At 65.7% G+C, this 14,618-nt stretch carries 13 protein-coding genes and 1 pseudogene; 8 read left to right on the forward strand and 6 right to left on the reverse strand.

Annotation, left to right across the window (positions count from 1 at the left end; translation table 11 throughout):
- Positions 1-30: 30 nt before the first annotated feature.
- The 3 genes and pseudogenes from ppdK to KZO24_RS06665 form a co-directional block, all read right to left on the reverse strand.
- Positions 31-2,694 (reverse strand): pyruvate, phosphate dikinase, encoded by a 2,664-nt coding sequence (gene ppdK, locus KZO24_RS06655; protein ID WP_271183354.1) that lies wholly within the window; start codon positions 2,692-2,694, stop codon positions 31-33.
- A gap of 55 nt (positions 2,695-2,749) precedes the next feature.
- A pseudogene (gene glyS / locus KZO24_RS06660) lies at positions 2,750-5,046 on the reverse strand (glycine--tRNA ligase subunit beta).
- Positions 5,043-5,945 carry a glycine--tRNA ligase subunit alpha gene (locus KZO24_RS06665; protein WP_008831867.1) on the reverse strand — a complete coding sequence of 301 codons (903 nt, stop codon included), beginning with the start codon at positions 5,943-5,945 and terminating at the stop codon, positions 5,043-5,045. Before KZO24_RS06665 ends, glyS begins: the two are co-directional and overlap by 4 nt.
- A 461-nt stretch (positions 5,946-6,406) precedes the next feature.
- On the opposite strand from KZO24_RS06665, the gene KZO24_RS06670 reads away from it, so the two are divergent.
- The 7 genes from KZO24_RS06670 to KZO24_RS06700 all read left to right on the forward strand — a co-directional run bounded on the left by KZO24_RS06670 (position 6,407) and on the right by KZO24_RS06700 (position 11,124).
- Complete coding sequence (locus tag KZO24_RS06670) at positions 6,407-6,604, forward strand: helix-turn-helix transcriptional regulator (RefSeq protein ID WP_271183357.1); 198 nt, start codon at positions 6,407-6,409, stop codon at positions 6,602-6,604.
- Entirely contained in the window at positions 6,588-7,244 is a 657-nt protein-coding gene (locus KZO24_RS06675) for a hypothetical protein (RefSeq protein ID WP_271183358.1), read from the forward strand. Before KZO24_RS06670 ends, KZO24_RS06675 begins: the two co-directional genes overlap by 17 nt.
- Before the next feature lie 43 nt (positions 7,245-7,287).
- Positions 7,288-8,196 carry a TraB/GumN family protein gene (locus KZO24_RS06680; RefSeq protein ID WP_271183359.1) on the forward strand — a complete coding sequence of 303 codons (909 nt, stop codon included), beginning with the start codon at positions 7,288-7,290 and terminating at the stop codon, positions 8,194-8,196.
- A gap of 206 nt (positions 8,197-8,402) precedes the next feature.
- Positions 8,403-9,050: a TraB/GumN family protein gene (locus tag KZO24_RS06685; protein WP_486487020.1), complete on the forward strand. Its 648-nt coding sequence runs from the start codon at positions 8,403-8,405 to the stop codon at positions 9,048-9,050.
- A gap of 269 nt (positions 9,051-9,319) precedes the next feature.
- On the forward strand, positions 9,320-9,928 hold the full coding sequence (locus KZO24_RS06690) for a 50S ribosomal protein L25/general stress protein Ctc (protein ID WP_486487021.1): 609 nt from the start codon (positions 9,320-9,322) through the stop codon (positions 9,926-9,928).
- A 98-nt stretch (positions 9,929-10,026) separates the two neighbouring features.
- Entirely contained in the window at positions 10,027-10,602 is a 576-nt protein-coding gene (pth, locus tag KZO24_RS06695) for an aminoacyl-tRNA hydrolase (RefSeq protein ID WP_271183362.1), read from the forward strand.
- A gap of 132 nt (positions 10,603-10,734) precedes the next feature.
- A complete protein-coding gene (locus KZO24_RS06700) occupies positions 10,735-11,124 on the forward strand; it encodes a PEP-CTERM sorting domain-containing protein (RefSeq protein ID WP_271183363.1) in 390 nt (129 codons plus the stop codon).
- A 94-nt stretch (positions 11,125-11,218) separates the two neighbouring features.
- Here KZO24_RS06700 and KZO24_RS06705 read toward each other — a convergent pair whose 3' ends face one another.
- Complete coding sequence (locus KZO24_RS06705; RefSeq protein WP_486487022.1) at positions 11,219-12,232, reverse strand: tetratricopeptide repeat protein; 1,014 nt, start codon at positions 12,230-12,232, stop codon at positions 11,219-11,221.
- Positions 12,193-12,750 carry a tetratricopeptide repeat protein gene (locus tag KZO24_RS06710; RefSeq protein WP_486487023.1) on the reverse strand — a complete coding sequence of 186 codons (558 nt, stop codon included), beginning with the start codon at positions 12,748-12,750 and terminating at the stop codon, positions 12,193-12,195. The genes KZO24_RS06705 and KZO24_RS06710 overlap by 40 nt, the downstream gene beginning before the upstream one ends.
- 131 nt (positions 12,751-12,881) lie before the next feature.
- Between KZO24_RS06710 and ychF the strand changes: the two genes are divergently transcribed.
- Positions 12,882-13,982 carry a redox-regulated ATPase YchF gene (gene ychF, locus KZO24_RS06715; protein WP_036523078.1) on the forward strand — a complete coding sequence of 367 codons (1,101 nt, stop codon included), beginning with the start codon at positions 12,882-12,884 and terminating at the stop codon, positions 13,980-13,982.
- A 161-nt stretch (positions 13,983-14,143) separates the two neighbouring features.
- Here ychF and KZO24_RS06720 read toward each other — a convergent pair whose 3' ends face one another.
- Entirely contained in the window at positions 14,144-14,596 is a 453-nt protein-coding gene (locus KZO24_RS06720; protein WP_486487024.1) for a MerR family transcriptional regulator, read from the reverse strand.
- Between the last annotated feature and the right edge of the window lie 22 nt (positions 14,597-14,618).

A 14,618-nucleotide genomic window follows, 5' to 3' on the forward strand; every position in this document is an offset into this window, starting at 1 on the left:
CTTCGCTCGCAATGACGAACGCTGGCTTGCTTACGCCAGCGCGGCCTGAGCCGCCGCCAGACGCGCGATCGGCACGCGGTAGGGCGAGGCCGAGACGTAATCCAGACCCACCTTCTCGCAGAACGCGATCGAGGCCGGGTCGCCGCCGTGCTCGCCGCAGATGCCGAGCTTGAGGTCGGCATAAGTCGCACGGCCGCGCTCGGCGCCGAGCTGGACCAGCTGGCCCACGCCCTCGATGTCGAGGCTGACGAACGGATCGCGCGGGTAGATGCCCTTCTCAACGTAGGGGCTGAGGAAGCGCGCGGCATCGTCGCGCGAGACGCCCAGCGTGGTCTGCGTCAGGTCATTGGTGCCGAACGAGAAGAACTTCGCTTCTTCCGCGATCTCGCCCGCCATCAGGGCTGCGCGCGGCAGCTCGATCATGGTGCCCACGAGATAGTCGAGCGTCTTGCCCTTCTCCTCGAACACCTTGGCCGCGGCCTGATCGACGACCTTCTTGAGGATCGCCAGCTCGCGCTTGGTGGCGACGAGCGGGATCATCACTTCCGGCACGATCGCCTCACCCGATGCCGAGGCGACGTCGCAGGCTGCCTCGAAGATGGCGCGGGCCTGCATCTCGTAGATCTCCGGGAAGGTGATGCCGAGACGGCAACCGCGATGGCCGAGCATCGGGTTGAACTCGTGCAGTTCGTCCGCGCGGCGCTTGAGCGTATCCACGCCGATGCCGATCGCGTCCGACAGCTCCGCGAATTCCGCGTCGCTGTGCGGCAGGAATTCGTGCAGCGGCGGGTCGAGCAGGCGGATGGTGACGGGCAGGCCCGCCATCACCTCGAAGATCGCCTGGAAGTCGGCGCGCTGTTCGGGGAGCAGCTTGGCCAGCGCCTCGCGGCGGCCCTTCTCGTCCTCGGCCAGGATCATCTGGCGCACGGCGGAGATGCGGCCTGCGTCGAAGAACATGTGCTCGGTGCGGCACAGGCCGATGCCCTCGGCACCGAACTGGCGGGCCATCTTGCAGTCGGCGGGCGTTTCGGCGTTGGTGCGCACCTTCATGCGGCGGTGCTTGTCGGCCCACTCCATGAGCGTGCCGAAATCGCCTGCCAGTTCCGGCTCGATGGTGGCGACTTCGCCCGCCATGATCTCGCCGTTGGCGCCGTCGAGGGTGATGAGGTCGCCCTCCTTCAGCTCGCGGTTGCCGATGCGCAGGGTGCGGGTCTTCATGTCGATCGACAGCCCCGATGCGCCCGAGACGCAGGGACGGCCCATGCCGCGCGCCACGACCGCCGCGTGGCTGGTCATGCCGCCGCGTGCGGTGAGGATGCCCTTCGCCGCGTGCATGCCGTGGATGTCCTCAGGCGAGGTTTCCACGCGGACGAGGACGACCGCCTCGCCCATTTCCGCGCGCTTCTCGGCGGTGTCGGCGTCGAGCACGATCGCGCCCGAAGCCGCGCCCGGCGATGCGGGCAGGCCCTTGCCGAGAATGTCGCGCGGCGCCTTGGGGTCGAGCGTGGGGTGAAGCAGTTGATCGAGCGCCATCGGATCGACGCGCTTGATCGCGGTGGCTTCGTCGATCAGGCCTTCCTCGACCATGTCGACGGCCATCTTGAGCGCAGCCTTGGCAGTACGCTTGCCCGAGCGGGTCTGCAGCATCCACAGCTTGTTCTGCTGCACCGTGAACTCGATGTCCTGCATGTCGCGGTAGTGCTTTTCGAGCAGGTCGAACACCGCGGCGAGTTCGGCGTATGCCTCGGGCATCGCCTCTTCCATCGACAGTGGCTTGGCCCCGGCGCGCTCGCGGGCGGCCCTGGTCAGGTACTGCGGGGTGCGGATGCCGGCGACGACGTCCTCGCCCTGCGCGTTGACCAGCCATTCGCCGTAGTAGGCGCGCTCGCCGGTCGCCGGATCGCGGGTGAACGCGACGCCCGTTGCCGAGGTGTCGCCCATGTTGCCGAAGACCATGGCCTGCACGTTGACGGCGGTGCCCCAGTCACCGGGGATGTCGTTGAGGCGGCGGTAGACCTTGGCGCGGTCGGCGTCCCAGCTGTCGAACACGGCCTGGATCGCGCCCCACAGCTGCTCCTGCGGGTCCTGCGGGAACGGCTTGCCAAGTTCGCGCTCGACGATCGCGGTATACTGCTTGACCAGCCCCCGCCAGTCGTTCGCGGTCAGTTCGACGTCGTTGTCGTACCCGTTGTCTTCCTTGGCGATCTCCAGCGCTTCCTCGAACAGATGATGTTCGACGCCGAGAACGACGTCCGAATACATCTGGATGAAGCGGCGGTAGCTGTCCCATGCAAAGCGGTCGTCACCCGAAGTAGCGGCGAGACCCTCCACGGTCACGTCGTTCAGGCCGAGGTTCAGCACGGTGTCCATCATGCCCGGCATCGAGACGCGCGCGCCCGAGCGGACCGAGACCAGCAGCGGATCAGTAGAATCACCGAAGGACTTGCCGACCGACTTTTCGATATGGGCCAGCGCCTCGGCCACTTCGGCCCGCAGTTCGTCCGAGAAGTTCGCGCCCTCCGCGAGATACTTCACGCATTCTTCGGTGGTGATGGTGAAGCCGGGAGGCACCGGCAGGCCGATTCCGGCCATCTCGGCAAGGTTCGAACCCTTGCCCCCGGTGATCACCTTGTCCTTCGCGCGCGGATCGTCGTGCTTTACGCCGCCGCCGAACGTGTAGACCTGCTTAGTCATTAGTCCCAAATCTCCGGGATTTTTGCGCAAGAATGCAGACCGTGGGGAAACCCTCCTACCCCTCGATCCGCGAGAAATCCGCTACGTTGTGCACCGCAGCACGGAAGCGATCAAGCAGTGCAAGACGAGATGTTCTTTTTATGGAGTCAGTATCGTTGACTGTCACCTGATCAAAGAACCCGTCAATAGGTGCGCGAAGCGATGCCAGCGCACTCATTGCACTTGCGAAATCTTCTGCAGCAACGGCTGTGGCTGCCCGAGGTTCCGCAGCATCGAGCGCGTCGATCAACGCCTGTTCCGCCGGTTCGGCCGCATAGCCGAGCCCCGAGCCTGCCGCAGCATAGATTTCCTGCATATCGGGATCGTCCACGTTTTCGAGCGGGTCCTCGTCGCCGGTGTGCGGGTGCGCGGGTGCAGCATCAGACGCCGACCAGTTCTCCTTGCGCAGGATATTGGCGGCGCGCTTGTAGCCCGCGAGGAGGTTGGCGCCGTCCTCGCTGCCGACGAACGCCTGCAGCGCATGAACCCGGGCGAGCAGGCGAACCAGATCGTCCTCGCCGCCGAGCGCGAACACCGCGTCGATCAGGTCGTGGCGAACACCCGCTTCCTTCTGCTGGACCTTGAGGCGGTCGGCGAAGAAGTCGAGAAGCGAAGCGGCTGCCTCACGCCCCGCAAACAACTGCTGTGCAAACTGATCCCTAATCGGTCCTTCGCTAGCGTCTCCTAACGAGAATGGATCAATTGATTTACCGAGCAATTGCGTCAACGCATCCTGCGCGGCCTGCCGCTTCGAGGTAACATTCTCGATAAGATCGATGACTACAAACGATGCATATGCATGAACATATGCATTGGTAAGCGGCATTCTAATGTTGCCTTCTACCAATGTTCTAATGATCGCTAGAACCGCTCGCCGAAGCGCGAAGGGGTCCTTCGAGCCAGTTGGTTTTTCTCCAATCGAGAAAAATCCGACAAGCGTATCCAACTTATCCGCCAGCGACACCGCCACGGTCACCGGAGCAGTCGGCACTTCGTCGCCCTGCCCAACCGGCTTGTAGTGGTCGCGGATGGCGTCGGCGACGGCGTCGGGCAGGCGCTCGGCGCGGGCGTAGTAGCCGCCCATGAGGCCCTGCAGTTCGGGGAACTCGCCGACCATCTCGGTGACGAGATCGGCCTTGCACAATTCCGCCGCCTGACGCGCCAGTACGGGATCGCAGTTCGGGACGATGCCCTCGGCCGCCAGCCACTCGGCCAGCTTGGCCACGCGCTCGACCTTGTCGGCGACGGTGCCCAGCTTCTCGTGGAAGGTGATGCGGGCCAGCTTCTTCGCCTGATCCGACAGCGAAACCTTGCGGTCCTGCTGCCAGAAGAAGCGCGCGTCGGACAGGCGCGCGGCGAGAACCTTGCGGTTGCCCGCGACGATGCCCACGCCGCCGTCGGTGGCGTCGATGTTGGCGGTGCAGACGAAGGCGTCTGCAAGGTTGCCGTCAGCGTCCTCGCAGACGAAATACTTCTGGTTGACGCGCGCGGTCAGCTGGATTGTCTCGGGCGGGACTTCGAGGAACGCCTCGTCGAAGCGGCCGAGCAGCGGCACCGGCCATTCGGTGAGGCCGGCGTTCTCGATCACCAGCCCCTCGTCTTCGACCAGCTTGAGACCGGCGGCGGCAGCGACGTTGCGCGCCTCGTCGCGGATCAGGTCCTGGCGTTCGACATGATCGACGATGACGTGGCAGGCGGACAGCTTGCGGGCATAGTCATGCGCGCCGCCGATGGTGATCTCGCCGGGCGCGTGGAAGCGGTGGCCCTTCGTGGCATAGCCCGAGCGGATGCCGCCGACTTCGCACTCGACGAGGTCCTCGCCCAGAATGGCGACGATGCCGGAGAGCGGGCGCACCCAGCGCAGCGAATCCGTGCCGATCGACGCGGCGCCCCAGCGCTGCGACTTGGGCCAGGGAAAGCGCGCACGATGGCAGGGATCGCCTCGGCCAGCACGTCCTTCACGGCGCGGCCGGGCTTCTCGACGACGGCGAAGTAGGTGTCCTTGCCCTTGACGTCGCGGACTTCAAGCTGGTCCTTGGTCAGGCCGGTCTTGCGCAGGAAGCCTTCGAGCGCCTGCTCGGGCGCGCTGGTGGCGGGGCCTTTGGTCTCCTCGCTGACGGCCTCGGTCACGTCCGGCATGCCATTGGCGATGAGCGCGAGGCGGCGCGGCGTGGACCACACGGTGATCTGGCCGGGCGTGACGCCTGCGGCCGCGAGTTCCTTGCGGAACAGTTTTTCCAGATCGGCGCGCGCGCCCGCCTGCATGCGGGCGGGGATTTCTTCACTGCGCAGTTCGAGAAGGAAGTCGGTCATACGGTCCACCCGGGGAACTTGGCTTCCCACTTGTCCTTGTTCACGTCGATCCACGCCTGACACGATCCCTTGGCGAGATCGCGCACGCGGGCCATGTAGCTGGCGCGTTCCTGCACAGAGATCACGCCGCGCGCCTGTAGCAGATTGAACAGGTGCGACGCCTCGATCGCCTGATCGTAGGCCGCGAGCGGCACCTTGGCGTCGATGCAGCGCATGCACTCGGCCTCGGCGGCCTTGAAGCCGGCGAACAGCGCATCGGTGTCGGCGATCTCGAAGTTGTACTTCGACTGCTGCTGCTCGTTGGCGAGGAAGACGTCGCCGTAGCTCACGCCTTCGTTGTTGAAGCGAAGGTCGTAGACCGAGTCCACGCCCTGAATGTACATCGCCAGACGTTCGAGGCCGTACGTCAGTTCGCCCGCGACGGGCTTGCAGTCGAAGCCGCCCATCTGCTGGAAGTAGGTGAACTGCGTCACTTCCATGCCGTCGCACCACACCTCCCAGCCCAGACCCCAGGCGCCCAGCGTCGGGCTTTCCCAGTCGTCCTCGACGAAGCGGATGTCGTGCTCCAGCGGATCGACGCCGATCTCGGCGAGGCTCTGCAGGTACAGTTCCTGAAGGTTCTCCGGGTTCGGCTTCAGGATCACCTGATACTGATAATAGTGCTGCAGCCGGTTCGGATTCTCGCCATAACGCCCGTCGGTCGGGCGGCGCGAGGGCTGGACATAGGCGGCCTTCCACGGCTCAGGGCCGAGCGCGCGCAGCGTCGTGGCGGGGTGGAAGGTGCCTGCGCCCATGCGCATGTCGTAAGGCTGCAGGATGAGGCAGCCCTGCGCGCTCCAGAAGTTGTGGAGCGTCAGGATCATGTCCTGGAAGCTGAGCGGCTGTTTGGCGGCGGTCATTGCGGTTCCGTCGAATTCTTGAATGCGCGGCCTTTGGCGGATCGGGGCTGTCAAATCAACAACACAAAGCATTGCGGTTCAGCCTCCGCGATCGGGCAATGTCAGGTTTTGTTGACACAGTCAGAGAATCGCGACATAAAGTAAGGCATACCTGACATATAGTCAGGACTTCATGACGAGGTGCATCATGACCCGTTTCGCAAAGAGCGTCACCGTCCGCAGCGTTCTGGAAACCCTGTTCTTCGGCAAGCCCGGCGCCACCGCCGAGGAACGCCGCAACTACCTGTGCTGGGGTCACCCCGCGCCGCGCGCCGAGCACAAGGTGATCGTGCTGCTGGCGATGGCGCTGACCGCACTCGCCGTGGCGCTGATCGCTTTCGAGGCGGATGCCGCCCCCGGTCGCAGACGCACAATGCCGAGCCGGTCTCGCGCATCGTGGTCCTCGCCCCGCTGGCCTGAATGTGAACAACCGGCTGAAAGTGCTGCGCGCGGAGCGCAACTGGAGCCAGGCCGAGCTTGCCGAGCGCCTCGACGTATCCCGCCAGGCGGTGAACGCGATCGAAACCGGCAAGCACGACCCCTCGCTCCCCCTCGCCTTCCGCATCGCGCGGCTGTTCGCCCTTTCCATCGAGGAGATATTCGATGACGGACATCGCTGAAACCAAGAAGCCGCTCGGCACCGTCGGCGTCGCCCTGAGGCTTGGCGGCGGGTTCTTCCTTGCGATCTTCGGAGCGGGGATCGCTGCGGGCGTGATCGCCGCATGGCGCGAGCATGGTGAGTTCCGCACCGGCGTCGTGATCGGCCTCGGGCTGGCCGCGCTGGCGCTCGTTGGCGGAGGATGGCTGATATTCTCGGCGCGAGGCACTCTCGCGTTACCGCGCAGTCCGCAGGTTCGACGTTCACGGATCGCGCTTTATGCTTCGCTCGGCATATCGACGGTTATCGGAGTGGCCGCCGGGTTTGCATGGCAGATGCAAGTCAGTCACGCCGATCCGGCGCATGGCATTGCGAACATGTTTTCAGCAACGCCCTTGAGCCTTCCGCTTACGCTGACAGTGCTGGCTGCGTGGATCGTCACGGTCGCCTTGTCGCTTTACTGGCACACCACCCTCGATGAAATCGAGCGCGCCGAATACGAATTCGGTGCGATGGCCGGGCTTTATGCCTTCGTCACGGTGGCGCCTGCGTGGTGGCTGGCGTGGCGCGGCGGGCTGCTGCCCGAACCGAACGGCGTCGCGATCTGCCTGATGGTCTGCATCGTCTGGTGCGTCGGGTGGGGCTGGCGCCGCTGGCGCTGATCCGTTCATTCATCCTTACAGTCTCCTGCCCGATAGGAATGCCATGACCCCCGCCCGCATCAAACTTCGCAACTGGCTTGGCTCCACCCTGCTCGCCTTCACTGCCCTGCCCTCGCCGCTGGCCTCGGCGCAGGAGGCCGCACAAAGCTCCACCGTTCGCCCCGCGCTCTGGAAAGTCGCGGACGAGGACACCACGATCTGGCTGTTCGGCACGATCCACGTCCTGCCCGAGCAGGTGGACTGGTACGCCGGTCCGGTCGCCAAGGCGCTCGACAGCGCGCAGGAACTGGTGACCGAGATACCCATAGACGACACCGAACAGGCGCAGGGCACGATCCTGCAGATGGCCGCGCGCAAGGATGGCAAGTCCCTGCGCGACATGCTCTCCGCCAAGGAGCGCACCGCCTACGAGGGCGCGCTGACATCCATCGGCATCCCGGCGCAGGCTTTCGATGCCAACGATGCCTGGTTCGCCGCTCTGATGCTGACGCTGATCCCGCTCAAGACCGCCGGCTACAACACCGAGACCGGCATCGACCAGCAGGTCGCGGCAAGGGCGCGGGCGCGGCATCTGGCCAACCATGCCTTCGAGACCGTCGACTACCAGATCGGCCTGTTCGACAACCTCTCCGAACCGACCCAGCGCGCCTATCTCGACGAAGTGGTCGAGGCCCTGCCCGACGTGAAAACCGATGTCGACAGGATGGTCGCCGCGTGGAAGGCGGGCGATGCCGACCACCTCGCCGAACTGATGAACGAAGACGAGAGCGATCCGGAAATCCGCAAGGTGCTGATCACCGACCGCAATGCCAACTGGGCGAAGTGGCTCAAGACGCGCCTCGACAAGCCGGGCACGGTGTTCGTCGCGGTGGGCGCCGGGCATCTCGCCGGGCCGGGCAGCGTGCAGGACCAGCTTGCCGCAGCGGGCGTTTCCTCGACCCGGGTGCAGTAGATGATCCGTCGTTTTGCGGTACTACTGGCGATCGCCGGGCTGGTCGCCTGTTCGAGCGAGCCCCAGCAGGCCAACCCCGCGTTGTGGCGGGTCGAGGACGGTCAGGGCCACGCCGGTTGGCTCTTCGGCACGATCCACAGCGCCGAGCGCCCCTTGCGTGGCGCACGGCGAAAGTCAGTTCCGCACTGGACGAAGCCGGATCAATCATGGTCGAAGTCGGCAACCTCGCGAACGAGGCGGAAGTCGCCGCCACTTTCGAAAGCCTCGCGCGCAGCGAGAACGAACCGCCGCTTTCCGAACGCGTACCGCCGAAAGACCGCGCCGCCCTCACCGCCTTACTCAAGAAGAGCGGCCGGGGCGACGGCGACTTCGCGGCGATGGATACCTGGGCCGCAGCCCTGACGCTCGCCCGCGCTGGAGCCGACGAAGGCGATACCCGCAACGGTGTCGACCGCGCCGTGATCGCGGCGGCGGGGCAAAGGCCGGTGGTCGAACTCGAAGGCGCTGCCGCGCAGCTCGGCCTGTTCGACGCCCTGCCCGAGCGCGAGCAGCGCGACCTCCTCGCCGCCGTCGTCGCCGAGGCCGCCTATCCCGAACGCGATCTTTCGGCCAGCTGGCGCAAGGGCGACATGAACGCGATCGAGGCGGAGACCCGCTCGGGCCTGCTCGCCGACCCGGAACTGCGCGCAGTGCTGTTCACCGGCCGCAACCGGCGCTGGACCGGCCGGATCGCACGGGCGGTTCGCTCGGGCAGCAAGCCGTTCGTGGCTGTCGGCGCAGCGCACATGGCCGGGCCTGAGGGATTGCCCGCAATGCTGACGGCCGAGGGGTTCACGGTCACGCGGGTGGAGTGAGGCTTTGGGGGCTTCGACAAGCTCAGCCTGAGCGGAATTGGGAGATTTATTCCAACCCCGCTCAGGCTGAGCTTGTCGAAGGGTCGCAACCGCCCCCTCAAACGCCGCGACATCCCGCCCACGGACGCACGAACGGCTTGCTTTTCCGCCCGTCTCCCAGTAAGGGCCGCGCCTTCCTGTCATGGTCATCCCTGGAGGCGTGGCAGGACGGTGCGCACCGATGAGCGGCGCGTCATCGCATTATTATCCAGTTTTGAAAGGCAAGATCCATGAGCGATACGCTTAACCTGCCGGCCGAGACGCGTGATCGGGCTGGCAAGGGAGCCTCCCGTGCACTGCGTCGTGAAGGTCGCGTCCCCGCCGTCATCTACGGTGGCAACGAAGAGCCCCTCGCGATCCACGTCCAGGAAAAGGAGTTGGCCCGCCAGCTCGGAACCGGCCACTTCTTCAACTCGATCATCGAAGTCGAAGTCGACGGCAAGAAGTTCCGCACCCAGCCCAAGGACGTTGCCTTCCACCCGGTCAGTGACCGTCCGCTCCACGCCGACTTCCTGCGTCTCGCCAAGGGCGCGACCGTGCACGTCAACGTGCCCGTCGTGTTCAAGAACGAAGAGCTGTCGCCGGGCCTGAAGCGCGGCGGCGTGCTGAACATCGTTCGCCACGACCTCGAACTGGTCTGCGACGCCGAGAAGATCCCGCACGAGATCACCATCGACGTGACCGGCTTCGACGTGGGCAGATCGATCCACATCAGCCACGTCAAGCTGCCCAAGGGCGTCGAGAGCGCGATCACCGACCGTGACTACACGATCGCGACGATCGCTGCTCCCTCTGCCCTGCGCAGCGAAGAAGGCGAAGCAGCGGCCGAGGCCGAGTAAGCTTCTCCTGCTTTCGGGTAGAAAACGGCCTCTCCCACCCCGCGTGGGAGGGGCCTTTTCTTTTCATGCAACCGCAAGGACGCAGGCAAGGAATACGGATGGCCACGCAGCTTTGGGTCGGTCTGGGCAATCCCGGTCCGCAGTATGTCTTCAACCGCCACAACGTCGGCTTCATGGTTGCCGACGCGATCGCCGAGATTCACGGCTTCGGCCCGGTCCAGAAGAAGTTCCAGGGCTGGCTGCAGGAAGGCCGCATCGGCAGCGACAAAGTGCTGCTGCTCAAGCCCGCCACTTTCATGAACGAGAGCGGCCGCTCGGTGAGCGAGGCGATGCGCTTCTACAAGCTGGACTTGTCCGCCCTCACCGTCTTCCATGACGAACTCGACCTCGCGCCGTTCAAGGTGAAGGTGAAGCAGGGCGGCGGCCATGCCGGGCACAACGGGCTGCGCTCGATCGACCAGCACCTCGGGGCGGAGTTCCGCCGCGTGCGGCTCGGCATAGGCCATCCTGGGCACAAGGACCGCGTCCACGGCTATGTGCTGGGCAACTACGCCAAGGCCGAGATGGACCCGCTGGCCGACATGCTGGGCGCGGTGGCGGCGGAAGCGGATCGGCTTGCGAACGGCGACGACGCCCGCTTCATGAACGACGTGGCGCTGCGCCAGCAGGACTGAAGGGTGTCGAGTTAGCTTACATATGGATCGCTTCACCCCTGCCTGATTCAATGAAATTGGCGGAAATTGGCGATTGGCACGGTGGTTGCGTATTGGCGGTCAACCAACACGGGTAACTGGGGTAAGACTACGATGATCCGCAAGACTCTGATCGCACTTACGATCACCGCCGGCGCAACCGTCGCCATGGCCTCGCCCGCGCAGGCGACCTATTCGAAGGGCAAGCATACGCACTCCTGCGATTGCGGCGACAAGACCGGCAGGAAGATGTGCGGCGGCAGCACCTCCACCAGCAGCTCGACTTCGGGCGGCACCACGACGACTTCGGGCGGCACGACCAGCACCTCGGGTGGCACGACGACTTCGGGCGGTTCGACCTCCGGCGGCACCACCTCGACCTCGGGCGGTTCGAGCGGTGGTTCCTCGGGCGGCACCGCGGTTCCGGAGCCGGGCATGCTGGGCATGCTGGGTGCAGGCCTGATCGGCCTGGCCTACGCGCGCCGCCGCAAGGCCCGCGCCTGATATTTCGGCACTGGTGCCCACCCCGCTGCGACTAAGGCCTTTGGCCTAAGTCTCGCTCTCTCCCGCAAGCGGGAGGGGTGGTGGCGGGTTCTACCTAATCTGGCAAAAGGCCGTCGCCGGATCGCCCGGCGGCGGCCTTCGCCTTTTTCAGCTCGCGCGCGATCGCACGGTTGGCGGGATCGAGATCGGCGGCTTTCTCAAGCAGTCGCTGCGCCTCGCCGAGATCGCGCCCCACCACGACGCGCACCAGTCCGGCGACATAGAGATAGTCCGGATTGTCGCTGCCCAGCGCAACCGCCTTGTCGGCGGCGCGGATGGCGGCATCCCCCTCACCCAGCCCGCTTCGCGCGAATGCGAGGCGCTTGAGCACCTCCGGGTCCTCACCGCGCATCAGCAGTCTCTCGTAGATTCCCGCCGCCGTGGCCCAGCGCTGCCCGGCGATGGCGGATCTGCCTTGGCCGACCAAGGCCATCGTCTCCTTGAGCCGCGCCGGATCGAGCCGCGCCTGCAGCGCCGCCGCCTCGGGTGCGTCGACCGCACGGGCAGCCTGTTCGGCAGCTTCCAGCACCTGCGGCCCGGCCAGCGTCGATGCCGCGAGCGGCTGCAGCGTTGCCCATGCCCCCTGACCGTCGCCGGTCGCCAGCTGCGACTCACCCAGCATCAGCCGGGCATAGGGATTGCCCGGAAGCGCCAGCACCGCCCGCCTGAAGATCACCCGCGCCTGCTCCGCATGGCCCAGCTGCAGCAATGCCTCGCCATAGCGCATGCTCAGCGTGGACCCTGCCGCCAGTTCGGATTCGCGCGTCTGGAGCGTGGTGCGGATCTTCTCCCACTGCCCTTGTTCGGACAGCAGCTGGATTCGCATTACCTTCACCTCCGGGTCGTCAGGCGCCACTTCGGCAGCCTGATCGACCAGCTTCGATGCTTCGTCCAGCTTGCCCAAACCGTCGTAATGCTCGGCCAGCGCCAGCATCGGCGCCGCACGGTCGGGGAAAGCATCGATAGCTGTGCGATAGGCGCGCGCGGCATCCTCTTCGCGGCCCTGCGCCGATGCCAGATCGCCTGCCATCACCAGTGCCTCATATGATCGTGGCGCGATGCGCTGCATCTCTCCAAGCAGCGAAGCCGCGCGCGCCAGGTCACCGTTCTCCAGCAGATAGCGGGCGTAGGATTGCGCCAGCCGGATATCGCCCCCGCTTTCATTCCCTTTTCGAAGGCATCGCGGGCGGCCTCTTCGTCTCCCAGCGCCAGCTGCGCCTCGGCGCGCACGCGCCATCCGTCCACCGAGGTCTCGTTGCCAAGCGTCGCCAGTGCCGCCTTTGCGTCACCACGCAGCAGGGCGACTTCGGCCTTCATTCGGGCCGTATCCTTGCCCCCTGCCCGTTCGAGCCGTCCGATCGCCCCTTCGGCCCCGTCCGGGTCGTCAAGCCGCAGCTGCGTCTCGGCCAGCAGCGTCAGCATCGCGGCGTCCGTGGGCCTGTCTTTCAGCGCGGAGGCCACTTCCACGCGCGCCCGCTGGTAGTTCCCGGCGGCGAAGTCCTCTCGTGCCTTGGCGTAAAGGGTTTCAGGACTGTCTCCGCAAGCCGCCAGGGCGACGAGGGCGACGAGCGGAAGGGCTAGGCGCATGGTGCTCTTCATGACGGCGGGCTTACGTGGAAGACCTGAAATTTCCGTCAACCGCCTGCAACCGCTCTCGCTCTGGCCAAGCGCCCCGCACCCGGCTATGGGCGCGCCTTAAACAGTTTTCGGAGTTTTCGATGGGTTTCCGTTGCGGAATCGTGGGTCTGCCCAATGTCGGCAAGTCGACCTTGTTCAATGCGCTGACCGAAACGCAGGCGGCGCAGGCGGCCAACTATCCGTTCTGCACGATCGAGCCCAACGTCGGGCAGGTCGGCGTGCCCGACCCGCGCCTCGATGCGCTGGCGGAAATCGCGGGTTCGGCCAAGATCATCCCGACGCAGTTGTCGTTCGTGGACATCGCCGGCCTCGTGCGCGGCGCGTCCAAGGGTGAAGGCCTCGGCAACCAGTTCCTCGGCAACATCCGCGAAGTCGACGCGATCATCCACGTCCTGCGCTGCTTCGAGAACGACGATATCCAGCACGTCGACAACAAGGTCGATCCCATCGCCGACGCGGACACCGTCGAGACCGAACTGCTGCTCTCCGACCTCGAAAGCCTGGAGAAGCGTGTGCCCGCTGCCCAGAAGAAGGCGACGCAGGGCGACAAGGAGGCTAAGATCGTGGCGTCCGTGCTCGGCCAGGCACTCGACCTGCTGCGCGACGGCAAGCCCGCCCGCCTGACGCAGCCCAAGGACGAGGACGAAGCGCGCGTCTTCGCGCAGGCGCAGCTGATCACCGCCAAGCCGGTACTCTACGTCTGCAACGTCGAGGAAGAAGCCGCCGCCGAGGGCAATGCCTTCTCCGCGCGGGTATTCGAGAAGGCCAAGGCCGAAGGCGCGAGCGCCGTCATCGTCTCGGCCGCGATCGAGGCGGAACTGACCGGCATGGACATGGAGGACCGCATGGTCTTCCTCGAGGAAATGGGCCTTGCCGAAGCCGGTCTCGCGCGCATCATCCGCGCCGGTTACGAACTGCTCGAACTGCTGACGTTCTTCACCGTCGGCCCCAAGGAAGCGCGCGCCTGGACCGTGCACAAGGGCGCCAAGGCCCCCGAGGCTGCGGGCACCATCCACTCCGACATGCAGCGCGGCTTCATCCGCGCCGAAACCATCGCTTATCCCGACTTCATCGCCTGCAAGGGCGAGGCGGGTGCCAAGGAAGCCGGCAAGTTCCGCCAGGAAGGCAAGGAATACGTCGTCGCCGACGGCGACGTGATGCACTTCCGCTTCAACGTCTGAGTAAACGCAGCATAACCGTCGTCCCGGACTTGATCCGGGACCGCTGGCGGTCTTCAGGCGCGACTTGTCAAGGATGCGCCCTGCGGCGATCCTTCAATTCCATCGTCGTCATTCCCGCGAAAGCGGGAACCCATCTCCTGACGGTTCGTGTTGCACCGGCATCAGATGGGTCCCCGCCTTCGCGGGGATGACGGTTCTATTTTAACGGCAACACTCCCCTCCTCGAACGCCGCGATGATCGGGCATGGTCCGGTGTCGCTTCCGGCGCATTCCCGAGCCAGCTTGTGCAAGGCGTCCCGCGCCCGTTCGAGGCGGGCGATCTCCTCATCCAGATGCGCGATCCGCGCCTGCGCCATGGCCCGCGCCCGCGCGCGGTCGTCGCTGGCGTCGAGGCCGAGCAGTTCGGCGATCTCGTCGAGGATGAACCCCGCATCCTTCGCTGCCCTCACGAAACGCAGGCGCCGCACGTCCTCCTCGCCGTAATGCCGCTGGCCTTTCGCACCCCCGGTGCTGGCCGGGCGCGGGTCGTGGAGGAGGCCCTTGCGCTGATAGAAGCGCACGGTCTCGACACCGACGCCCCCGGCATGGGCGAGTTGGGAAATCGTCAGGGCCACGCTTGACTCCGTACTAGGGTAC

This window comes from Novosphingobium sp. NFX11, assembly GCF_057376415.1.